Raw genomic sequence first — 22,212 nt, 5'->3', positions numbered from 1 at the left:
GACAGGCTCACCGCCGACACATCACAATCAGAACCGGCCTCCCTTGCAAGGATTGCAGCCATTGCAGCCAATGCAGCCGACGGGCCGGCACCGACAAGGGAAAACCGCAATGACCAAGCCGGGCACCGCCTCTTTCACCCAGCACCCCGCATGGCAGCGTCTGCGCCGCCCCCTCAGATGGCTGGGCTGGATCCTGGTCGTCCTGCTGGTGCTGGCCGCCCTCAGCTGGGCCGCCCTGCCGGCGCTGGTGCGCAAGATCGCCGTCGATCAGACCCAGGCCCAGATCGGCCGCAAGCTCTCTATCGGCGAGATCAGCTTCAATCCCTTCCGGCTGGCGCTGCGGGCCTCCGATATCACGCTCTTCGAAGCCGACGGCAAGAGTGCCTTCTTCAGCGCCCAATCATTGCTGGTGGACGCCTCCTCGGCCTCACTGCTACGCATGGCACCGGTACTTGATGAGATCAAGCTGACCACTCCGCAACTGCATGTCATCCGCCTGGACGCCAACGGCAGCGGCCACTACAACTTCTCCGACATCCTCGACCGTCTGGCTGCACAGCCCAAGAGCGAAGGCCAGGCCCGCTTCTCGCTTGCCAACGTGCAATTGCAGGATGGCGCAATCCACTTCGAAGACAAGGTCAGCGGCAAAAACATCGACATCGCCGCCCTACAACTCGGTCTGCCCTTCATCTCCAACCTGCCCGGCAACATCGACAGTTTCGTGCAGCCGCAACTTGCCGCCACCATCAACGGCACGCCGCTGCACCTGAAGGGTCGCAGCAAACCCTTCACCTCGTCGCAGGAATCGGCATTCGCCATCGACATCGACCAGCTGGACCTGGTCAGCTACCTGCCCTTCGTCCCCGCCGAACTGCCCCTGGCCGTGCAGAGCGCCAAGCTCACCACCAGGCTGGACCTGGGCTTCAGTCGCAAGGAAGACAAGCCCACCGTGACCCTGGCCGGTGATATCCGGATCGATGACATTTCCTTGCAGGACAAGGCCAAGGCCCCGCTGCTCAAGGCCAAGTCGCTGGCCGTGCAGCTCGGACAATTCGACCTGCTGGCCGCCAGCGGCGAGATCAGCCAGGTCAGCCTGGAACAGCCGCAAGTCTGGGTCGACATGAATGCCCGCGGCGAAATCAACTGGTTGCGCGCCCTCGGCAGCGGTACCAGCAACAGCAAGGCGCCGGCCAAACCCGGGCGCCACGCCAGCGCAGGCCAGCACGCCGGCACCGGCGACTCCGGCGACTCCGGCTGCACCAGCGACACCCGCACCAGCGGCCCCCATCGTCCTGCAACAACTGAAAGTAAGCGGCGGCGACATCCACTGGCGTGACCAGGCCAACGCCAGCCCGGCGCAGGACATCAAGCTCTCCAAACTGGAGATCAATGCCACCGGCCTGTCGACCGCCGTCGATGCCAAGCCCGCCCAACTGAACCTGTCGGTGACGGAAAACGGTCACGGCACGCTGGCCTTCGACGGTCAGGTCCAGCCGCTCAAGGCACAGGTCAGTGGCAAGCTCAAGCTGGAACGCATCGACCTTGCCGCCTACCGCAATTACCTGGCGCGCAGCCCCGTCACCGACATCGCCGGCAAGCTCTCCGGTAACTCCACCCTGCAACTGCGCGATGGGCACATCAAGCTCGACGACACCAGCGTGGACCTGGCCGACCTGCGCCTGACGCCGCCCGGCAAGGGGGCCCAGCCGATCAGCCTGCAGTCCCTGTCATTGCAGGCGAAAAATCTCAGTGACACGCTGGACCAGCCCATCCCCTTCAAGCTGCAGGCACGCTTCGACAAAGCCGGCAGTGCCGAACTGAGCGGCCAGGCTGCGTCCCACCTGAAGCAGCTGGACCTCGACCTGGACGTCAAGGACCTGCCCATCACGCCCTTCCAGCACTACTTCACCAATGTCCTCAACGTGACCTTCAGTAGCGGCCTGGTCAGCGCCAAGGGCAAGCTGGCCGTCACGCCGCCGCTGGAGAGCCAAAAGCTCGCGCTGGACTACAAGGGCGAGGCTGCCGTCACCAACCTGCGCATGCAGGACAAGGTCACCTCCACCGACTTCCTGCGCTGGCGCACCCTGGCCGTGAGTGGCATCCAGGCCAGACTGGGTGCACGCATGCAAGTGGCGCTGGAGAAGATCACCCTGTCCAACTTCTACGCCCGCGCCATCCTTTCCGACAAGGGCCGCCTGAACCTGCAAGACATCGTCGTGGCCGACGCCCAGGAACAGGGCTCGATCACCGACGACAGCAAGAAGGACAGCAAGGACGCCACGCCCGGCAACATCGGCAGCTCCCGCAAGACAACCTCCACCGCCCCGGTGACCACGCCGGCCGCCTCCGCTGATGCCCCCATCGTACGCATCGGTCAGGTGGTCCTGGAAGGCGGCAACATCAACTACACCGACAACTTCGTCAAACCCAACTACACCGCCAACATGACCGGCCTGGCCGGCACCATCGGCCAGATCTCCTCGGAGAAACCGCAGCCCGCTCCCGTCAACATCAGCGGCAAGATCGACAACGATGCCCCGCTGCAGATTTCCGGCTCGCTCAATCCCTTGTTCAAGCCCATGTACCTGGATCTCAAGGCCAGCGCCAACGGCGTGCAACTGCCGCGCCTGACGCCGTACTCCGCCAAGTACGCCGGCTATCCGATCACCAAGGGCAAGCTGTCCATGGACGTGCAATACAAGATCGAGAACGACAAGCTGGTCGCCCAGAACGACCTGCGCATCGAACAGCTGACCTTCGGCGAACGCGTGGACAGCCCCGACGCCACCAAGCTGCCGGTCATGCTGGCGGTATCGCTGCTCAAGGACCGTGACGGCAATATCAATCTCAACCTGCCGATCTCAGGCTCGCTCTCCGACCCTGAGTTCTCGGTCGGCGGCATCATCGTACGGGTCTTCGTGAACCTGATCGTCAAGGCCGTTACCTCGCCCTTTGCCCTCATCGGATCGATGTTCCGTGCCGACGAGCACATCGGCGAACTACGCTATATCGAGTTCGCGCCGGGCTCTTCCGAGGTCACCGACGAGGTCCGCAAGAAGCTCGATGCGCTGGGCTATGTCCTGCACGAACGCCCCGGCATCAAGCTCGACATCACCGGCCGCGTCGATCCTCAGGTCGATGACCAGGGCCTGCGCCAAGAAGCCCTGGAACGCAAGATGCGCGGCCTGAAACGCGCCGACCTGATCGCCCGCGAAGGCCAGCCCTCCGGCCCGGTGCGCATCAGCCCGGCCGAGCGCGGCAAGTATCTGGAGCGCGTCTACAAGGACAGCAAGTTCGACAAGCCGCGCAACATGATCGGGTTGTCCAAGTCCTTACCGCCGGAAGAGATGGAAAAGATGATCCTGGAACATACCGAGGTCACCCAGGATGATCTGCGCAATCTGGCCCAGCGTCGTGCCGACCAGGTGCGCAATTACCTGCAGGAGCAAAGTGTGATCGACCCGGCGCGTATCTTCCTGATCGCCCCCAGGCTGGACGGCACCGGTATTCCAGCCAAGGAGCCCAAGGCGCGGGTGGAACTGACGATCCAGTGACTGGATGAATGAACGGATGGATGAATGGATGAACGGAGTGGACGCCGGACCTTGAAAAGCGCGGCCACGCCCATACAACAAGGAGTAGGTTATAATTTACCTCCCGCCGAAAAGCGGGCGCCTCTCTAGCGGGAGGCAAGCGTAATACGCAGGTTCAAGCGCCCAGCTGGATTTGCGAAGCTTCAACACTCACGGGGCCGACTTGGTTTCGACAGGGGTTGCAAAGCGGAACAGGGCATGCCGAGGACTGGTTACCTCGTTAATCCATCCGGAACTGCTTAAATGCAAACGACGAATCTTACGCTCTCGCAGCGTAAATCGCACCTAGAAACCTAAGAAACTTCTAGCTCTACAGCACTTCTTCCCTGGGGTGTGCTGGCAACAGCGGTAGAGTCATTTACAGGGAATCGTGGCGTATCGGGTTACTTGATACGTCATTAAATCCAAGGTAACTCGTCCTGTCGAAGCGTGTGCGTCCGCGTCGCCAGGATCAAAACCAATTGACTGCACTACGCATGTAGAACTGTCTGTAGAGTGCTTCTGGACGCGGGTTCGATTCCCGCCGGCTCCACCAAACATCAGTCCTTTGAAATCCAAGGACATCCGGAAAACCCGCTTATCTCCTAGGAGATAGCGGGTTTTTTGTTTATTGTCGTCCAAGCGAGTTCGTTGACATCCGTGTTCTTTGGGTGCGCCGGCAGCGGGATCCATTCGGCCTCGCCAGGGATGTCCGGAAAGACATCCTTGTCGCGATTGTTCCAGGCCAGCCTGGCGGCCATACCCGAGCCCATTTGCCCAAGCCCGATGAGGGCCATATCCATTTCCATGTCCTTATGCGTCGGTCAGGTCGGCAATGTGCGCGGCGATGCCGGTTTGGCCTGGCGAAACATGGTCGGCCATGGTGTGGCGATCGGGAAAGCTGCCTCCGTTCTGCGAGCGAAACGGAATCGGCGCGTCGTCGAACAGGCGTTCGACGCGACTACGCCACGCCGCCCGGATGAGTTCGATCTCTTCCGCTTTGCCGACATGGGCGGCGCCGTACACCGGATGGACGGGGAGCACGTCCATGCCTGGATAGAAAAGCGCGCCGTGGGTGAGCGGAAAGAGCAGCTGATCAATCGGGCCGTTGATGCCGCGCGGACCATAGTCCGCAGCCGGGCCGCCTGCCAAAACGTTGACCAGCGCCCGCTTGCCCTTCAGGATGCCGTCCCCAAAGCGATATTCGTTGGTGCCATTCTTGTACCCGTAGGCAAAGCCGAAGGCGTAGACACGATCGATCCAGCCTTTCAGGATGGCGGGCAAGCCATACCACCAGAGGGGGAACTGCATGATCACCGCATCGGCCGCCAGCAGCTTCACCTGCTCTGCGGCGACATCCGCCGTCTGCTGCCCAGTTGCATAGGCATGACCTGATTCCATAATGTACGAGAGGCGATCAGGATTAACCCTGCTCGGAAAATCCTCTGCATCGAAGACAGCCTTCCAGCGCATGCCATAGAGGTCCGACTGAATGACTTCATGCCCTTGGGCGGTAAGGGCTTCAATCGAGACATCGACCAGTTGCCGCGTCAGCGAGGCCGGCTCAGGGTGGGCGTAGACGATGAGGACTTTCTTGGTCATGGTGCGGTTCTCCAAGTGGTTTGCAATGACCGCATGATGGCCTCTGGCCATGGTATATGTGAAATCGATTATTTTTTACTCTACAATCCACCACATGGATACCGGACGCATCGATCTCAATTTGTTGCTGACTCTTGAAGCTCTCCTGGCAGAGCGGAATGTGACAAAGGCGGCCGCGCGACTTCACCTTAGTCAGCCAGCAGTGAGCGCACAGTTGAGCCGCCTTCGGGATGTGTTCGACGATCCCTTGCTTGTCCCGGCCCACCGCGGGATGACGCCTACGGCCAAGGCGCTCGACCTAATCGGCCCGCTGCGAGAAGCGCTCGATCAACTGCGAATTACCCTCCATTCCCATAAAGACTTCTCGCCGGCACGGGGCAAGCTGACAGTCACGGTGGCTTGCACGGACTATGTGCAGGCTGCGGTCCTGATACCGCTCGCTGTGACGTTGAGGCAGCGCGCGCCGGGGGTGCGCCTGGCCGTTCGCCATTGGGATCCTGCGTCGATGGAGCAACAGCTAAGTCGCGGCGAGATCGACCTGGCTCTCACCACGCCTGATCCCAGTCACGTGCATCTGCGAACCTGCCACCTATACACGGAGACCTACGTCCTCATCGGTCGACGAGATCATCCAAGTCTCAGGCCCGGACTTACGCCCGGAGAGTTCGCGAAACTGGAACATGTAATCGTGTCACCATCGGGCGGCGCCTTCACAACGCCGATCGACGAGGCACTGGCAGCGCTTGGGCATCGCCGCCAAGTCGTTATGTCGGCAGCGTCCTTCCTCTTCGTCCCCGAGATCGTTTCGTCTAGCGATCTTGTCGCCCTTGTGCCGAGGCGGCAACTACGAGGCCAGGCGGACCGGCTCGTCTTGATCGATATCCCTTGGCTTTCGGAGCAGTTCGACGTCAGCTTGATTTGGCACGAGCGCAGCCACGGACACGCTGGCCATCGCTGGATTCGGAATCTACTTGTCGAGGTCGTGACAGACAAAGGCAATGGCGTGCGCCTGCCAGATTTAACCTGAACAAGCAGGGCGACAGCAATCGCGCTTTGCCGAGGGTCTTGACCAAGGTGCAAGCTGCCTCCCTGTCCGAAGTGGCCGCAGCGCTGCACCAGCAACGCGGCGGCCCGCCTGGTCCGGTTATGGTTGATGCAAGAGCGAGGTGCTGCTGGGCTTAAGTATGGTCATGGTGGCCGTTCCTGATGTCCTGGCAGGACTGGAGTCGGCGGAGCTGGTGCGGGTTTTGCCGCGCTGGTGGGCCGATGCGGGCGCAATCTCTCTCTACTATGCGAGCCGCCACCTGCTCCCGGCCAAGACGCGATTCTTCATCGATTTCCTGATCGAGGCCTTTAAACGTGAAGACTACGCACGACGCTTCGCCGGTAACCTGGGTTGAACCTGCACGAATGCTTCACAGATAGCATGCCTGGGCCTCGATCGGACCCGGGGTGGATCAGGTCCAGGCGATTTCCGCTTCAAGCTGACGGTATGCTTTGCTCGAACGTGAACAGCTTCTCGGGATCGTACTTTCTCTTCACCCGCATCAGTCGTGTCAGATTGTCGCCGTAATAGGCCTTGGCCCAGTGGGGCAGGTTCCGGCTGGGGAAATTCACGTAGGACTGCGGCAGCATATAGCACTGCATGTCCTCGAAATAGGCGGCCAGCCATGCCTGCTGCCGGCGCACCGTGTCTGGATGATCGATCGGCGCCCAGGCACTCTCCATCTCGAAGATGTAATTGGCATTGCGGTGCACATACGCGGTGGCGTCCGCCGCCACCTCCCTGACCTTGCCGCCGATGGCGAACAGGATGCCCATGTTCTGCGGCAGCAGCGAGCCGCCGGGCCATTTCATCATCCAGCGCAGCATGGTTTCCAGCGCTTCCGGAGGCAGCTTGTCGGCGACGTAGCTCGAACGCAGATCGTACATGCCATTCGGATCATCGGTGATGAGGTAGTCGCGCGCTTGCCAGTAGCTCATCTGGCGGATGTCCTGCTTGATCGGTTTGACCATACTGAGCGCCGGTGCCAGCACTTCCAGCGCCTTTTCGCGCGGACCGAAGAACTGGCCCAAGGTGGTCACCAGCAGCTGGTCGCGCTTCGGATACGCACCTGGCGCGCTGGGATAGGCCTTGGTGCGGGTGGAGATATGCTGCGCGTGCTCGTTCTGGATCGCTTGCAGGGCAAGCAGCAATTCGACCTGCTTCTCGCCCGGCCACACGATGTTGAAGATGGTCACATCATCCTTGACCTCATGCAATTCGAAGCTGAATGCGGTGTTGACGCCAAAGTTGCCGCCACCCCCGCCGCGCAGCGCCCAGAACAGGTCGCTGTAATCACCGCCGGCATCGGCGGAGACCTGCTTGCCGCTGGCCAGCACCAGGTCGGTCTGCACCAGGCTGTCGCAGGTCAGGCCCGCGTGGGTCGCGGAAAAACCCCAGCCGCCGCCCAGCACCAGGCCGCTGGCACCCACGGTCGGGCAACGGCCTGAGGGGATTGCGAAATTGGTACCGCTGAAAGCGTCGGCCATATCCTGATTGCAGGCACCGGCCTGGATGTAGCCACGGTTCTTGTCGAGGTCGTACCACACCTTGTTCATCGCCTTGACGTCGATCAGCAAGCCCCGGGTGGTGGAGAATCCAGCGTAGTTGTGGCCGCCCGAGCGGATCGCAAACGGCTCGCGATGGTCGGCCGCCCAGCGCAGGCAGAGCTGGACATCATGCGCGTCGGCGCACATCGCCACGGCGCGTGGCAGGATGTCGGCATAGCGGGCATTGTTGGGTGCAGCGGCCATTGCATAGCCCATTTCACCCGGGAAGATCAGACGGCCGTGCATGCTGCTGCGCAGGGCTCGCAGGTTTCTGGGGGAATGTAGCGCGGGCGCGGCGAGCAGCGCCGAAGGAACACTGCCCGCATACAGCAATGCCGCCCCGGCCTGCAAAAATTTGCGACGCGGCAGCTCATCAAAATGACGCATTCTCCCCCCTGAGTAAGTTTTTCAGTAACGTATTGGTTACGTCTAGGCGAACGATTCTAACTCAGCAGCATGTCATCATAGAAGCGCCACCCGAATGCGGGAGAAAAGCGTCGGTGCCGGACCCGCCGGCCAGCTCGACGGTGAAGAGCAAACGGACGCCGGTGCCCAATTCACACTGCGCGGCGGCCTGGAAGCACAATGCCCGCCCTAGGTAAATCGCACGCCGGCCAGCTGTTCCGACACCTGCCAGAGCCGTTCGGCCACGCCGCGATCAAGCGCTTGCCTGGGGACGCGGGCAGGGGCTGGAAATCCGCGGGTCTCCCCCAGCTTGTCCGGTCCATAGTAAGCACCTGCCTCGGCCTCTTCGGCCGTTGCCGCGTAGAGGATGGGCAGTGCTCCCTGCTCCACGGGCTGGAACAGGAACCAGAAGTAACGCCGCAGCAATCCCGCAGCGCTTTGCGCGCCAGCGCCATTGGCGATCAGGTCGGTACGGGAAACGCCGGGATGTGCGCCGATGCTGCGGATATTCCAGCCCATGGCCTGACTGCGCCGCTGGAGCTCGATGCTAAACAGCAGGCAGGCCAGCTTGGATTGCGCATAGGCGCTCATGGGCCGATAGGCATGCTCGCTTTGCAGATCCTCGAAACTGATCTTTCCCGAGCGCGCCGCTACGCTCGACACCGTCACCACGCGCGGCTGGGTGGCCGCCCGCAGCAAAGGCAGCAATTGGGCAGTCAATGCGAAATGCCCGAGGTAGTTGGTACCGAACTGCAATTCGAAGCCATCCTCGGTGCTGCAGCGCTGCGGCGGCGCCATCACGGCAGCATTGTTGATGAGCAGGTCGACACACCCATGCGTATCCTGCAGGCGCCGGCAAAACTGGCTGATGGAAGACAGACTGGCCAGGTCCAGCAATGCGAAATCGACCAGGGACTGAGGCACTTCGCTGCGGATGCGTTGCACCGCCGCAGCGCCCTTGTCCGCATTCCGCCCGGCGATGATCACCCGGGCGCCACTGGCGGCCAGCGCCTGTGCCGTACGATAGCCAAGGCCGCCGGTCCCCGTGACGATGGCCGTACGTCCGCGTTGAAATGGGATGAGAGACTCCGTCCAATGTGTCATCATCGTCAACCTGTCTGGAAAGCAGTAATCGGATTCAAAAATAAGCACTGAGTGCATAATTTAATGCACTCAGTGCAATTTAGCAATGAGTTTATTCATGTCTGACATTTCATCTTCCGTCGACTCCGGGGCTTCCCCTGGCCTGCGCGAGCGCAAGCGTCTGGAGACGCGGCGTCGCATCGCCGAGGTGGCGCAAGGCTTGTTCATGGCGCGTGGATATGCCGCCACGACGTTGGACGACATCGCGGCGGCGGCAGATATTTCCCGCCGCACCTTCTTTTCGTATTTCAAGTCGAAGGACGACATCATCCTGTACTGGCGGGACGCCGATACCGCTGCCTTGCTGGCGGACCTGCTGAAGGTGTCGCCGGATGCCGATCCACTGGATGCGGTACGGGACGTGATGGTGGCGCACATTGGGCGCTACACCACCGAACAGATGACGGCGGTGGACAATCTGATGCGTTCCAGTGAGTCCCTGATGGCGCGCAAACAGGCCTTCTATGCGGAGCAGGAGGTCATGCTCTTCGACGCGCTATGCCAGGTATGGCGCCATCCTGAGCAGCGAGCACGGCTGCGGATGGTGGCCATGGTGTCTGTGGGTGCCATGCGGCTTGCCTTGCAGACCTGGCGCGAACAATCCGGTCAACGCAAGCCTGCCTCCAGGTACCTGCTTGAGGCATTCGATATCCTGCGCAAGGGACTCTAGGCCGAGGAGGGTCACCCCGACGCCAGACTGCGGATCTGACTGCCGACAAGAGCAAGGCGTCGGCGACGCCATCCTGCCCCTGCCCCGCCCCCGTTCTCCACTCAGCGCGCGCGCCCCAGAACCGGATGCCGCGCCACCGTCTCGGCCAGGAAATCGGCCACGGCGCGCACGCGTGCCGATGCGCTCAGGTCGGCGTGCATCACCAGCCAGAGGCCATTGTCGAAGAGCTCCTCGGATGGCACCACCTTCACCAGCTCCGGGGCTGTGGCGAGGAAATCCGGGATGATCGCCAGCCCCAGGCCGGCACGCGCCGCCGCGATCTGCATCGGCAGGTTCGATACCATCAGCACGGTGCGCGCCTGAGTAGCATGGCTCGTCATCCATTGCGCCGCCGGCAGGTGGCTGTGAGCGTCGTCCCAGGTGATGACATCGCGACCGGCGAAGGGATCGCCGTCGCGCTGGCGGTGCTGCTTCAGGTAGGCGCGGCTGGCGTAGACGGCATAACTCATCCGGCCAAGCTGGCGCAGCTTCAGGTTGCCGCTGGCCGGCCGCACCACCCGCAAGGCCAGGTCGGCTTCACGCCGACCCAGCGTCACCGTGGCGGTGTGGGTGACGATCTCCAGACATAGCGCGGGGTAGCGCTTGACCAGCGCCGGCATGGCGGGAATGACCAGATCCGTGGCCAGGTTCTCGGAGGTTGCCAAGCGCACCGTGCCGGAGATCGTTCCACTCAGACTGGCCGCGCCCCGCTCCACGGCCAGCACGCCCTGCTCGGCGGCTTCGGCGCGGCGCAGTATCTCCTGCCCTTCGTCGGTGAGGAAGTAGCCGGTCTGATGCCGTTCGAACAGCGTGGCGCCCAGGTCCTGCTCCAGCTCGCTCACGCGCCGCGCCACTGTGGACTGGCTGGCTTTCAATGCACTGGCCGCCCTGGTGAGACTGCCGCTGCGGGCCACTTCGAGAAAGAACTTGAGGTCGTTCCAGTCCATCGACGTTTTCTATTTATGGAAAATGATCCGCCGATTATTTGTATTTTCCTCCTGGAACGCAAGGACTACATTGATCGCATGACGCACTGACGGTCGTCGATTTCGCCACCGGTCACCGTCCGAACCTATCCATTCCAGCCGAGGAGAATCCAACATGCAATACCGTACCCTGGGCCACACCGGCCTGCTCGTTTCCCGTCTCTGCCTGGGCACGATGACCTTCAGCAATGGCGAAGGCGTCTACCAGCACATCGGCAACGTCGGCCAGAAAGAGGCCGATGAGCTGGTCAGGACCGCCTTCGAGGCCGGCGTCAATTTCTTCGATACCGCCGACGTCTATTCGGCCGGCGCCAGCGAGGCCACGCTGGGCCAGTCCTTCCGCAACCTCGGCCTGGCGCGTAGCGATGTGGTACTGGCCACCAAGGTCTACAGCCGCATGGGGCCGGGTCGCAATGATGTGGGAGCCTCGCGGGGTCACATCATGGATGCGGTCGAAGCCAGCCTGCGCCGCTTGCAGACCGACCACATCGATCTCTACCAGGTGCACGCCAACGACACCATCACCCCCATCGACGAAACCCTGCGCGCGCTGGATGATCTGGTGACCCAGGGCAAGGTGCGCTACGTGGGCGTATCCAACTGGCAGGCCTGGAAGATCGCCCGCGCCATCGGTGTTTCGGCGGAAAAGGGTCTGGCGCGTTTCGAAACGGTACAAGCCTATTACTCGCTCGCCGGACGCGATCTGGAGCGAGAAATCGCCCCCCTGCTGGAAGCCGAAAAGATGGGCTTGATGGTATGGAGCCCACTGGCCGGCGGCCTGCTGTCGGGCAAGTTCAGCCGCGACAACCAGAAACCGGCGGACTCGCGCCGTTCCGGTTTCGACTTCCCCATCGTCGAGAAGGGGCGCGCCTGGAACATCATCGATGTGCTGGCGCCAATCGCCCGCCGTCACCAGGTCAGCCCGGCGCGGGTGGCGCTGGCCTGGCTGCTGTCACGGGAGGTGGTGACCTCGGTCATCATGGGAGCGCGTCGCATCGACCAGTTGCAGGACAACCTGGGCGCCATCGATCTGCAACTCGATCAGGAAGAATTGCAGGCCCTTGATGAGGTCAGTGCCCTGCCGCCTGAATATCCAGGCTGGATGCTGGCCACGCAAAGTGCTGATCGCCTGGGTCCGGTGGATCTCTGGAGCGAGGCCCTGCACTCCTGAGGCAGAGCGGACGCAGCTCTTCCGTGCAATCCTTCAGCGCGGCTTTTCAGCGCCTGTGCGAGGTCAGGACCGTGGACATGTACTCCAGCGCAAAGTCCACGAAGGTCCTGGCCCGCAGCGGCAGGTTGCGCCGCGCCGGATAGACCACATGCGCCGGCAGCGTGCTGGCTTCCCACTTCGGCAGCAGTCGCACCAGCCGGCCGGAGACCAGATCCTCCTCGACCAGCCAGGTCGGCAACGCCGCCACGCCGAGGTCCATGCGCGCTGCTTCGCGCAGGCTGGTCACGCCTTCGGATTGCAGCAGCGGGCGTACCTGCAGGCGACTTTCTTCCCCGTCCCGATACAGCGTTACCTCGCGCGTACCGCCAAAGGTAGCGGACGAGAGGATCACCCACGGCCATTCCTGCAGGTCTTCCGGACGACGGCAGCGGCGGTGTGCCGCCACCAGCCCGGGCGACGCCACCACATGACGGCGGATCTGTCCCAGGGAGCGCGCCACCACCCGGTCGTCGGTCAGCTCGCCAGCGATGATGCCAACGTCGCAGCCCTCCTCGATCATGTGCAGCGGACGGTTCGAATAGGCCAGTTCCATCGTCACGCCGGGGTGGGCGTGGATGAAACTGCTGATGAGACGACTCACCACGGTCTGCCCGAAGTCGATGGTGGAAAACACCCGGATGTTGCCCTGCAGTCCGCCCTGTTCCAGCCTCAGTCGTTGCTGGGCTGCGTCGGCCAGTTCGATGATGGCGCGGGCATCGTGCAGGAAGCGCTGGCCGGTCTCGGTCAGGCTCATGCGATGGGTATCGCGCCTGAGCAGCTCGGCGCCGCACTGCTGTTCCAATGCGCTCAACTGCCGGCTCAGGGTCGGCTGGGCCATCTGCAGCGACCGTGCAGCCGCGGAGATGCTGCCGCATTCGACGATGGCAACGAAGCTGCGCAACAGGAGCAGATCATCGAACATGGCTATGCAATAAGTGGATAAGCGATATGTCGATTATACGACTACAGCAGAAGCGATACCGGTGAGATGATTCTTCCATGCCGTTCCGTCCCAATGACTTTCCATTCAGGAGAAAAACCATGACCAGTATCGCCAATACCGCTTCCGGCTCCCGTTCCAGCAACAAGGTCGCCATCGTCACCGGCGCATCACGCGGCATCGGGGCGGCCACCGCCAGGCGCCGGGCGGCCGACGGCATCGCCGTCATCATCAACTATGCCGGTCGCAAGGCCGACGCAGACGCGGTCGTGGCCGGGATCGAAGCCGCCGGCGGACGGGCTGCCGCCGTCCAGGCCGATGTCGCCGTCCCGGCACAGGTGGCCGCCATGGTCGATCAGGCTTGCACGCTTTTCGGTGGCGTCGACTTCCTGGTCAATAACGCCGGCATCATCCAGCCCGGCCTGACCATGCTGGCCGATACCGATGACGAGCTCTTCGACCGCTTGATCGCCATCAACCTCAAAGGAAGCTTCAACACCATGCGCATCGCCGCCAAACGGCTGCGCGACGGCGGCCGCATCGTCAACTTTTCCAGCAGCGTGAAGGCCCTGGCGTTGCCCGGGTATTCGGTCTATGCCGGCACCAAGGCGGCGGTGGAGGCCATGACCAACATCTTCGCCAAGGAACTGCGCGGACGCGGCATCACCGTCAATGCCGTGGCGCCGGGACCGACCGCCACCGATCTCTTCCTCAAGGACAAGACCGAGGCCCAGATCGAACACCTGGCCAAGCTGCCGCCGCTGGAACGCCTGGCGCAGCCGGACGATATCGCCGAGGTGGTGGCCTTCCTGGTCAGCCCGGCCGGCGGCTGGATCAACGGCCAGACCATCCGCGCCAATGGCGGCATGGTCTAAGCGGTCGGGAGACAGCAATACCGAGGCAAATATCTACCTTTTTTGTAGGTTGATCAAAACAGATTAAGTTGTTTTACAGCTTCATCAGACGTGCGTAAAGTGGATTCACGGTCTGCGAGAACAGTCCAGGCAAGACGGGCGGTGGAGGTCGAAGCTTCAGATTCGATTTCTGCTGCACCGGGCCTCCCATTCATCAACTATGAGTCCATCATGAAGCCAATCAAGCACATCGCCATCACCGGCGCCGCCGGTCAAATCGGTTATTCACTGGTCTTTCGCATCGCCAACGGCGACATGCTGGGGCCAGACCAGCCGGTCAGCCTGCGCTTGCTGGATGTCCCTGCGGCGCAGCCGGCACTGCGCGGCGTGGAAATGGAATTGCAGGACTGCGCCTTCCCGCTGCTGCGGGGTATCGTCTGCACGGATGACGCAGAGCGCGCCTTCGATCAGGTCGATCACGCCATCCTGGTCGGCGCACAGCCGCGCCAGAAGGGCATGGAACGGCGCGACCTGCTGGCAGCCAACGCCAACATCTTCGCCCAGCAGGGGCGCGCACTCAATGCCGTTGCCAGCCGCTCGGTCAAGGTGCTGGTGGTCGGCAACCCGGCCAATACCAATGCCCTCATCGCCATGAGTGCCGCCCCCGACCTCGCCCCCGCCTGCTTCAGCGCGATGATGCGACTGGACCACAATCGGGCTCGCGCCATGCTGGCCACGCGCCTGGGCGAACCGGTGGATAGCCTGGAGCAGGTGATGGTGTGGGGCAATCACTCACCCACCATGTATGCCGACTATCGCTTCGCGCTGGTCGGAGGCGAGCCGGTGCCCCTGCGTATCCAGGATGAGCAATGGAATCGGGAAGTCTTCATTCCCCGCGTGGCACAACGTGGCAGTGCGGTGATTGAAGCCCGCGGCAAATCATCAGCGGCATCAGCCGCCAGTGCGGCGGTGGACCACATGCGTGACTGGGTCTGCGGCAGCCACGGCCGGTGGGTATCAATGAGCCTGCCCTCCAATGGCGACTACGATATTCCGGAAGGGATTTTCTTTGGCGTGCCAGTGCGCTGCGAAGAAGGTCGCATTGAACGTATCACCGGCCTGGCGATCGACGCGTTCGCACGTGAACGCCTGCAGGGGGCCGTCGATGAACTGATGGAAGAACGCGCCGCCATCGGTCACCTGCTGCTGCGCTGATCGATGGGCGTGGCGCGTCTGCCACTTTTGCGCAGCCTTTCAGCCCGGCTTTTGGTCGCTTTTCAGCGCACCGGATAATCCACCTGATGCCGCGCGATGCGCAGGCTGCCCAGTTGCTGGCGCACGGCCAGGTGGGCGGGATGGTCGGCATAGGCACGCAAGGCCTCGGCACTGTCGAATTCCGTGACCAGCACCACGTCACAGGCGTAATCGACGCCACTGACGTCGGTGCCGACCTCCAGATGGCGCAGGCCGGGAATGCGGCCGGCCAGCCCTTCGAAGGCTTGCCTGACCTGTTCGACATTGGCCAGATGCGGCGCGCTACCGCGCTCGCCCTGGATGTCCCACATCACGATGTGCCGGACTGCCATCTCAGTTCCCCGCAACCGGTGCATGGCCATGCCAGGCATTTTCCAGCAAGGCGCGCAAGGCGGCCCGCTCCAGCGGACGTGGATTGGCATAGGCATTCTGCAAGGCGATATCGGTGCAGCGATCAAGCTCTTCATGGGGCATGCCCAGCTCGCGCAGCGACAACGGCGCCTGCAGCGTGCGCGCCAGCGCATGCACGCCCTGTGCCGCGTCCTCGCTACCGAGGGCGCGGGCGATGCGCTGCATGGCCTGCGGCGCGGCCGGCGCATTGTAGGCCAGTGCATGCGGCAGGATCACGGTGTGGGTCTCGGCATGCGGCAGGTTGTAGCTGCCGCCCAGCGTGTGGCACAGCTTGTGATGCAGCGACATGCCGACATTGCCCAGCACCGTCCCGCACAGCCAGGCGCCGTACAGGCATTGGCTGCGGGCATCCAGGTCATCGGCGCGCAGGACGATCTGCGGCAGCCCTTCGGCCAGTGCGCGGATACCCTCCTCGGCCAGCATCGACATGATGGGATTGGCATCGGGCGCGTACAAACCCTCAGCCGCATGCGCCATGGCATTGATGCCGCTGGTGACCGACAAGGGCAGCGGCAGGCCCAGGCTCAACTCGGGATCGTAGATCACCGTGCGCGGCAAGACGCGCACATCGCGCCCGGTCTTCTTGAGGCCGGCTTCGGTGATGCCGTAGATCGGCGTCATCTCGCTGCCGGCATAGGTGGTCGGGATAGCCAGGATGGGCAAATCCGATTCCAGCGCAATGGCCTTGCCCAGGCCCATGGTGGAACCGCCGCCGATGGCGATGGCGCAGTCGGCCTCCAGTTCGCGGGCGACTTCGCGGGCGTGGCGCGCGGTCTCGATGGGCACATGCATGACGGCCTGGTCGAAGATGCCGGCGCAGCGTTCGCCGATCAGCGCGGCCACGCGTTCGGCCTCGGCACGCTGGCCCGGGGTGCACAGCACCAGCGCGCGGCGGGCGCCCAGTTGCTCGGTTTCGCGGACCAGATGTTGCAGGCTGCCGGCGCCGAAGATCACACGGGCGGCAGCGCTGGTGTAGGTAAAGGCTTGCATGGCGGTCTCGGTTCAGTTGCGCTGGGGATTGAGGATGAAATCATAGTGCAGCGTGTAGAAGGGCTGCTCGCAATGGCTGCCATCGGGGGCGATGCCCGCCTCATGGCGCGGCCAATCGGCAATCAGCGTGGAACGCACGCCGAACACGGCATCCGAGTCCAGGTAGTGGTCGCCGCGGCGGAACACGTGGGTGATCAATGTTTCATAGCCCTCGGCCCGGATACGAAAGTGCAGGTGAGCCGGGCGCCATGGATGCCGGCCCAGCTTGTCCAGCATCCGCCCTACCGGGCCATCATGCGGGATGGGATAGGAGTTGGCCAGGATGCTGCGGAAATGGAAGCACCCCTGGGCGTCGGTCTGCAGGGTACCACGGGCTTGCAGCTGGTCCAGGTCGGGATACTGCACGTCGTAGAAGCCATCCTCGTCGGCCTGCCACACTTCCAGCGTGGCATGGGCCAGCGGCTGCCCATCCAGTCCTCGCACACTGCCACTGACAAAGCAGGGCTCGCCCCGTGCGCCGTTGGCGATGTCGGCACCCAGTTCGTAGCGCGGTGAATTCTCGACGTGGAAAGGACCGAACACCGTGGCCTCGGTGCAACCGGCGGGCTTGTGGTTCTGCTGCGCCATTACCAGCGTGGACAGGCCCAGGGTGTCGGAGAGGAGGATGAATTCCTGGCGCTTGTCGGAACACATCTGGCCGGTCTCGGTGAGAAACCGGATGCCCTCGAACCATTCTTCCTCGGTCAGCTTGACCTCGCGGGCGAAGGCGTGCAGGTGCTGCACCAGGCTGGTCATGATCTGCCGCAGGCGCTCGTCGGGCATGCCTGCATGGCGGGCCAGCACGGCCTGGGTGATGGTGTCTTCGTTCAGGTTGAGCATGGTCTCCTCGCTTATTTTGGGTGGATCGTCCGGATTTTTCCGCTGGGCGTTAATATAGGCCGGTTTTTTGGAGGGATATATGCCGGAAGTGGAAAACTGTTTTCCACCCGGCCATGACGGGAGACCCGGGTGGACCGCTGGAGCCAATTCGAACTCTTCGTGCAGGTGGCCGAGCTGGGCAGCCTGTCGCGTGCGGCAGAGGTGCTGGGCATGTCCAATGCCGCGGCCAGCCGCAGCCTGGCGGCGCTGGAAGAACGCCTGGGTGCACGCCTGGTGGAGCGGAGCACGCGCCGCCTGGGACTGAGCCAGACCGGTGAAGCCTTCTACCGCCAATGCAAGGCGGCCCTGGTGCAGATGAAGGAGGCCGAGGAACTGGTCAACGCCAATAGCGTGGCGCCCAGCGGCATGCTGCGGGTGACCTCCTCGCTGTCGTTCTGCATGAAGCACATCAGCCCCATCCTGCCGCGCTTTCACCGGCTCTATCCGGACATCACGCTGGACCTGGTAGCGGCCAATCGCTACGTCGACCTGCTCGACAGTGGCATCGATGTGGCCATCCGCACCCGCGAGTTCGAACCGGATTCCAACATCGCCGTGCGCCGCCTGGCCTCGACCCGCCGCATCCTGGCCGCCGCTCCGGGTTACCTGGCCGCACGTGGCGTACCGCGCACGCTGGAGGACCTGGTCGCGCACGACCTGCTGATCTACAGCCATGCCAACCAGCCCAACAGCCTGCGCTTTCACCACCGTCAGGCCGGCGAACGCACGCTGGAGATCAGCGCCCTGATGCAATCCAACGACGGTCAGATCATCCGGGCCGCCGCGCTGGAGGGGCTGGGCATCCTGATCCAGCCCAATTACATCATCTACGACGACGTCGTCGCCGGCCGGCTGGTGCCGGTGCTGGATGACTGGGACCTGCCGCGCCTGACCATCAATATCGCCTACCAGGGGCGCAAGCACCTGCCGGCCAAGGTCCGGGTGTTCATCGATTTCCTGGTCCAGCACTTCGAGGAGATGGACTACGAGCGCAAATGGACGCGCTGAACGGTCTGGCTCGAACACTATAATACCGATTGGTAAATAAAAAATACCGAGTAGTAGCGTTCGCCTTTCTTTGGTAGTAATCTAGCGAGCATGTGAAGCGCCGCGCATTGGTGCACCCTACCTTCGCCCCGAGGAATGACCCGCATGTCCATCGCTACCGCCCTGTTCACCCTGTTTGCCTCCCTGTCTTCGTCTTACCGGCGGCGCCTGATGACAGGCATCGCTCTGGGCCTGCAACTCTCCCTGGCCGGGACCGCCTTCGCGCAGGCCGCTCCGCAAGCCACCCCACCCTGGCGCGAAGTGCTGCCGCAGGCGCAGACCGTGGGCAGCGGCACCATGCGCTGGCTGGGCCTGCGCATCTATGACGCCACCCTGTGGGCGCCGCAGCGCCCTCTGGACGACAACCAGCCTTTCGCGCTGCAACTGGATTACAAGGTCGGCATCAGCCGCGACCGGCTGGCCAATACCTCCATCGACGAAATCCAGCGCATGAGTCCGGCGCCGATCCCCGGCCCCACGCTGGCGCGCTGGAAGAGCGAGCTCAGCCGCGCCTTCGTCGATGTCGCCGATGGCGATGAACTGGTGGGCGTCTATCTGCCCCGACGTGGCATGCGGCTCTATGACAGGAACAAGCTGCTGGCCGAGATCGCCGATCCCGAACTGGCACGCTCCTTCTTCAATATCTGGCTCGGCCAGCCCAGCCGTGACGACAGCCTGCGACGCCGCCTGCTGGGGGAAACGCCTTGAGTGCAGGCACCGCCCGCCTGCCCGGGCGCTGGCACGACCCGGCCTACGGTATGCTGGGCGCACCGCTGGCGATGGCGGCGCTGCCGCTGTTCGTACAGCTGCCGGCGTATTACGCCAGCCATGTCGGCGTGGCACTGGCCCCGCTGGGGTGGGTCTTGTTTGCCGCACGCCTGCTGGACATGCTGCAGGACCCGCTCTTCGGTCATCTGCTGGATCACTCGGCGCAACGCCAGAAGCGCTGGATGGGCCTGGCCGCGCTGGTGCTGGCACTGGCTTTCGTCTGTCTGTGGAATCCTCCCGCCACGCCCCAGGCCGCCATGCCCTGGCTGGTCGGCATGCTGGTGCTGGCCTATGGCGCGCACAGCATGCTGAGCATCGCCTACCTGTCATGGGGCTCGCGCCTGCCTGACGATGGTCTGCGCGCCGTGGCCTGGCGCGAGGCGGCCGGGTTGGTCGGGGTGATCGTGGCCAGCGTGGTGCCGGTGGGCATCCTGGCCGCCGACCCGACGCGGGTGGCGGCCCGTCTCAATATGTATTGCCTGTTCTTTGCCGCCGTGCTGGGCGTGGCGCTAGTGCTGTTGCTGCGCCAGCCGGCGCCGCCCACCGTGGCAGCCGGGCAGCCGTGGCGACAGGCGCTGGCCAGCCTGTGGGCCAATCACGCCTTCCGCGCCCTGTTGTCCCCCTATCTGCTCAATGCCCTGTCGGCTGCCATTCCGGCCACGCTGGCGTTGTTCTTCATCGAAGATCAATTGCAGGAGAAGGCCCTGGCCGGCCTGTTCCTGGCCGCCTATTTCGGCGCGGCCGCGCTGGGTCTGCCGCTGTGGAGTGCGCTGGCGCGCAAGGTCGGCGCGGTGGCCTGCTGGCGCCTGGCCATGCTGCTGTCGACCGTGGGCTTCATCGGCGCGGCGTGGCTGGGGCCGGGCGATCGCCTCGCCTTCCGTGCCGTGTGCCTGGCCACCGGTGCCGCACTGGGCGCCGACCTGCTGCTGCCGCCGGTCTTGCTGGCGCGGGTCGTCACCGGGCGCGGCTCGGTGGGTGCGGCCTTTGGCATCCTCACCATGCTGGGCAAGCTGGCGCTGGCCCTGGCCGGCATCGCGCTCCCCATCCTGTCGGCCCTGGATTACCACCCTGGCCAGGGCCCCGGCACCAGCCTGCCCCTGGTCTATGCCGCCCTGCCCTGCCTGCTCAAGCTCTGCGCGTTCGTGGCACTGAGCCGCTATGGGCGCAGGCATCCTTTTTGACGCATCAGCATGAAGAAGAAAGACACGTCCTCGTCCCATCCGGCCCGCACTCTGCGCCTGGTCCTGGGTGACCAGCTCAACCCGCTGCACTCCTGGTTCGATACCGTCGATCCCGAGGTGGTCTACGTGCTCATGGAAGTCCGTTCGGAAACCGACTACGTGCTGCACCACGCGCAGAAGATCCTGGCCATCTTCGCCGCCATGCGTGCCTTTGCCGCGCGCCTGCGCGCCGACGGCCACCGGGTGCGCTACATCAGCCTGGACGATGCCAGCAACCGCCAGTCGCTTGAGGCCAACCTGTCGGCCCTGGTGACCCACTACCAGGCCCAGGAGGTGCAATGGCAGGCGCCGGATGAATGGCGGGTCGACCAGACCTTGCAACAATGGGCCGAGGGCCAGGCGCTGCCGGCAACTGCGGTCGATACCGAGCACTTCCTCACCGCCCGCCATGAGCTGCCGCGCCTCTTCGCCGGGCGCAAGCAATGGCTGATGGAACACTTCTACCGGCAGATGCGCCGCCGCTTCGAACTGCTGCTTGATGCGGCCGGCCAGCCCGAGGGCGGTCAATGGAATTTCGACCACGACAATCGCAAGCGCTGGCCCGGTACTCCGCCCGAACCGGAAGACTGGCGCGCACCGCACGACCACGGCGCGCTATGGCAGATGCTGCAGCAACAGGGCGTGGCCAGCTTCGGCGAGCCGCAGGCCAAGCAGTTGCGCTGGCCACTGGATCGCGACGAAGCCCTGCAGCACCTGGAGCATTTCATCACCCGCGTGCTGCCCTGCTTCGGCGACTATGAAGACGCGATGAGCAGCCGGGCCCAGCGCCTGTTCCACTCGCTGCTGTCGTTCGCGCTCAACGTCAAGATGCTGCAGCCGCTGGAGGTGGTCCGTCGCGCCGAGCAGGCCTATCGCGATGGCGATGCGCCGCTGGCGGCGGTGGAGGGCTTCATCCGCCAGATCATCGGCTGGCGCGAATACGTGCGGGGCATCTACTGGTCTCAGATGCCCGGCTATGACGAACGCAATGCCCTGGCACACCGGCTGCCGCTGCCGGCCTGGTTCTGGACCGGCCAGACCCGCATGCGCTGTCTGCAGCACGCCATCGGCCAGTCGTTGCAGACGGCGCACGCGCATCACATCCAGCGCCTGATGGTGATCGGCAACTTCGCCCTGCTGGCCGGACTGGACCCCAAGCAACTGCACCACTGGTACCTGGGCATCTACATCGATGCCTTCGAATGGGTGGAACTGCCCAACACCCTGGGCATGAGCCAATGGGCCGACGGCGGCATCATCGCCACCAAGCCCTATGTCAGCAGCGCCGCCTATATCGGGCGCATGAGCGACTATTGCCAGGGCTGCGCCTACGATCCCAAGCAGAAGACCGGCGAGGACGCCTGCCCCTTCAATGCCTTGTACTGGGATTTTTTCCTGCGCCACCGTTCCACCTTCGGCAACAACCCCCGCATGGGCATGGCCTACCAGCAACTCAAGAAGATGGACCAGGCCGATATCACCCGCCTGCAGGAACAGGCCGCCACCCTGCGCGCTCGCCTGGACAGTCTCTAGGGCTGGCACGGGGCATCGTCGGCGGAAACTCCCGCCGGCCGATAACTTCTGCTGGATT

The 22,212-nt window shown here is 63.6% G+C and carries 21 protein-coding genes and 1 other RNA gene; 13 read left to right on the top strand and 9 right to left on the bottom strand.

Annotated elements, in window-relative coordinates:
- The first annotated feature begins 109 nt into the window (after window positions 1-109).
- The 3 genes from ACEOAC_RS05665 to ssrA all read left to right on the top strand — a co-directional run bounded on the left by ACEOAC_RS05665 (window position 110) and on the right by ssrA (window position 4,128).
- Window positions 110-1,336, top strand: coding sequence for a DUF748 domain-containing protein (locus ACEOAC_RS05665; protein WP_413628730.1), 1,227 nt, complete (start codon window positions 110-112; stop codon window positions 1,334-1,336).
- Window positions 1,287-3,554 carry a DUF748 domain-containing protein gene (locus tag ACEOAC_RS05660; protein ID WP_413628906.1) on the top strand — a complete coding sequence of 756 codons (2,268 nt, stop codon included), beginning with the start codon at window positions 1,287-1,289 and terminating at the stop codon, window positions 3,552-3,554. The genes ACEOAC_RS05665 and ACEOAC_RS05660 overlap by 50 nt, the downstream gene beginning before the upstream one ends.
- Before the next feature lie 193 nt (window positions 3,555-3,747).
- Window positions 3,748-4,128, top strand: a transfer-messenger RNA (tmRNA) gene (gene ssrA / locus ACEOAC_RS05655).
- A 49-nt stretch (window positions 4,129-4,177) separates the two neighbouring features.
- On the opposite strand, the gene ACEOAC_RS05650 is transcribed toward ssrA, so the two are convergent.
- Both ACEOAC_RS05650 and ACEOAC_RS05645 read right to left on the bottom strand, forming a co-directional pair.
- A complete protein-coding gene (locus ACEOAC_RS05650) occupies window positions 4,178-4,375 on the bottom strand; it encodes a hypothetical protein (protein ID WP_241812182.1) in 198 nt (65 codons plus the stop codon).
- Between the two features lie 10 nt (window positions 4,376-4,385).
- Window positions 4,386-5,174 (bottom strand): NAD(P)H-dependent oxidoreductase, encoded by a 789-nt coding sequence (locus ACEOAC_RS05645; protein WP_241812183.1) that lies wholly within the window; start codon window positions 5,172-5,174, stop codon window positions 4,386-4,388.
- A 58-nt stretch (window positions 5,175-5,232) separates the two neighbouring features.
- Between ACEOAC_RS05645 and ACEOAC_RS05640 the strand changes: the two genes are divergently transcribed.
- Window positions 5,233-6,201, top strand: a complete 969-nt coding sequence (locus ACEOAC_RS05640) for a LysR family transcriptional regulator (protein ID WP_413444942.1) — start codon at window positions 5,233-5,235, stop codon at window positions 6,199-6,201.
- Between the two features lie 139 nt (window positions 6,202-6,340).
- Window positions 6,341-6,574 carry a transcriptional regulator gene (locus ACEOAC_RS05635; RefSeq protein ID WP_413444941.1) on the top strand — a complete coding sequence of 78 codons (234 nt, stop codon included), beginning with the start codon at window positions 6,341-6,343 and terminating at the stop codon, window positions 6,572-6,574.
- Window positions 6,575-6,653: 79 nt separating this feature from the next.
- Here the strand turns inward: ACEOAC_RS05635 and ACEOAC_RS05630 are convergent, their stop codons facing one another.
- Window positions 6,654-8,012 (bottom strand): FAD-binding oxidoreductase, encoded by a 1,359-nt coding sequence (locus ACEOAC_RS05630; RefSeq protein ID WP_413444940.1) that lies wholly within the window; start codon window positions 8,010-8,012, stop codon window positions 6,654-6,656.
- A 348-nt stretch (window positions 8,013-8,360) separates the two neighbouring features.
- On the bottom strand, window positions 8,361-9,278 hold the full coding sequence (locus ACEOAC_RS05625) for an SDR family oxidoreductase (protein WP_413444939.1): 918 nt from the start codon (window positions 9,276-9,278) through the stop codon (window positions 8,361-8,363).
- A 94-nt stretch (window positions 9,279-9,372) separates the two neighbouring features.
- On the opposite strand from ACEOAC_RS05625, the gene ACEOAC_RS05620 reads away from it, so the two are divergent.
- Window positions 9,373-9,984 carry a TetR/AcrR family transcriptional regulator gene (locus ACEOAC_RS05620; RefSeq protein WP_006462101.1) on the top strand — a complete coding sequence of 204 codons (612 nt, stop codon included), beginning with the start codon at window positions 9,373-9,375 and terminating at the stop codon, window positions 9,982-9,984.
- Between the two features lie 101 nt (window positions 9,985-10,085).
- On the opposite strand, the gene ACEOAC_RS05615 is transcribed toward ACEOAC_RS05620, so the two are convergent.
- On the bottom strand, window positions 10,086-10,970 hold the full coding sequence (locus tag ACEOAC_RS05615) for a LysR family transcriptional regulator (protein WP_413445654.1): 885 nt from the start codon (window positions 10,968-10,970) through the stop codon (window positions 10,086-10,088).
- A gap of 154 nt (window positions 10,971-11,124) precedes the next feature.
- On the opposite strand from ACEOAC_RS05615, the gene ACEOAC_RS05610 reads away from it, so the two are divergent.
- Entirely contained in the window at window positions 11,125-12,180 is a 1,056-nt protein-coding gene (locus ACEOAC_RS05610; protein ID WP_413445653.1) for an aldo/keto reductase, read from the top strand.
- A gap of 46 nt (window positions 12,181-12,226) precedes the next feature.
- Here ACEOAC_RS05610 and ACEOAC_RS05605 read toward each other — a convergent pair whose 3' ends face one another.
- Window positions 12,227-13,141 (bottom strand): LysR family transcriptional regulator, encoded by a 915-nt coding sequence (locus ACEOAC_RS05605; protein WP_241812187.1) that lies wholly within the window; start codon window positions 13,139-13,141, stop codon window positions 12,227-12,229.
- 119 nt (window positions 13,142-13,260) lie between these two features.
- On the opposite strand from ACEOAC_RS05605, the gene ACEOAC_RS05600 reads away from it, so the two are divergent.
- Window positions 13,261-14,034, top strand: a complete 774-nt coding sequence (locus ACEOAC_RS05600; protein WP_413628729.1) for an SDR family oxidoreductase — start codon at window positions 13,261-13,263, stop codon at window positions 14,032-14,034.
- A gap of 207 nt (window positions 14,035-14,241) precedes the next feature.
- Window positions 14,242-15,228, top strand: coding sequence for a malate dehydrogenase (locus ACEOAC_RS05595; RefSeq protein ID WP_039874428.1), 987 nt, complete (start codon window positions 14,242-14,244; stop codon window positions 15,226-15,228).
- A 62-nt stretch (window positions 15,229-15,290) separates the two neighbouring features.
- Here the strand turns inward: ACEOAC_RS05595 and ACEOAC_RS05590 are convergent, their stop codons facing one another.
- Genes ACEOAC_RS05590 through ACEOAC_RS05580 form a run of 3 tightly spaced genes read right to left on the bottom strand, consistent with a single transcriptional unit; the run spans window position 15,291 to window position 17,547 of the window.
- Window positions 15,291-15,599, bottom strand: a complete 309-nt coding sequence (locus ACEOAC_RS05590; RefSeq protein ID WP_039874383.1) for a Dabb family protein — start codon at window positions 15,597-15,599, stop codon at window positions 15,291-15,293.
- Window position 15,600: 1 nt separating this feature from the next.
- Window positions 15,601-16,668 carry a maleylacetate reductase gene (locus tag ACEOAC_RS05585; protein WP_413628728.1) on the bottom strand — a complete coding sequence of 356 codons (1,068 nt, stop codon included), beginning with the start codon at window positions 16,666-16,668 and terminating at the stop codon, window positions 15,601-15,603.
- A gap of 12 nt (window positions 16,669-16,680) precedes the next feature.
- A complete protein-coding gene (locus ACEOAC_RS05580) occupies window positions 16,681-17,547 on the bottom strand; it encodes an intradiol ring-cleavage dioxygenase (RefSeq protein ID WP_182992886.1) in 867 nt (288 codons plus the stop codon).
- A 129-nt stretch (window positions 17,548-17,676) separates the two neighbouring features.
- Between ACEOAC_RS05580 and ACEOAC_RS05575 the strand changes: the two genes are divergently transcribed.
- The 4 genes from ACEOAC_RS05575 to ACEOAC_RS05560 all read left to right on the top strand — a co-directional run bounded on the left by ACEOAC_RS05575 (window position 17,677) and on the right by ACEOAC_RS05560 (window position 22,154).
- Window positions 17,677-18,594, top strand: coding sequence for a LysR substrate-binding domain-containing protein (locus ACEOAC_RS05575; RefSeq protein WP_413445618.1), 918 nt, complete (start codon window positions 17,677-17,679; stop codon window positions 18,592-18,594).
- Window positions 18,595-18,738: 144 nt separating this feature from the next.
- Window positions 18,739-19,341, top strand: a complete 603-nt coding sequence (locus tag ACEOAC_RS05570; RefSeq protein WP_241812189.1) for a chalcone isomerase family protein — start codon at window positions 18,739-18,741, stop codon at window positions 19,339-19,341.
- A gap of 50 nt (window positions 19,342-19,391) precedes the next feature.
- On the top strand, window positions 19,392-20,582 hold the full coding sequence (locus ACEOAC_RS05565; protein ID WP_413628905.1) for an MFS transporter: 1,191 nt from the start codon (window positions 19,392-19,394) through the stop codon (window positions 20,580-20,582).
- Between the two features lie 9 nt (window positions 20,583-20,591).
- Complete coding sequence (locus ACEOAC_RS05560; RefSeq protein ID WP_413445194.1) at window positions 20,592-22,154, top strand: cryptochrome/photolyase family protein; 1,563 nt, start codon at window positions 20,592-20,594, stop codon at window positions 22,152-22,154.
- The last annotated feature ends 58 nt before the right edge of the window (window positions 22,155-22,212 follow it).

Source organism: Herbaspirillum frisingense (assembly GCF_047325095.1).
In the GTDB taxonomy this organism is placed as follows: domain Bacteria; phylum Pseudomonadota; class Gammaproteobacteria; order Burkholderiales; family Burkholderiaceae_D; genus Herbaspirillum; species Herbaspirillum frisingense.
This window is presented reverse-complemented; position numbering and strand designations above follow the sequence as displayed.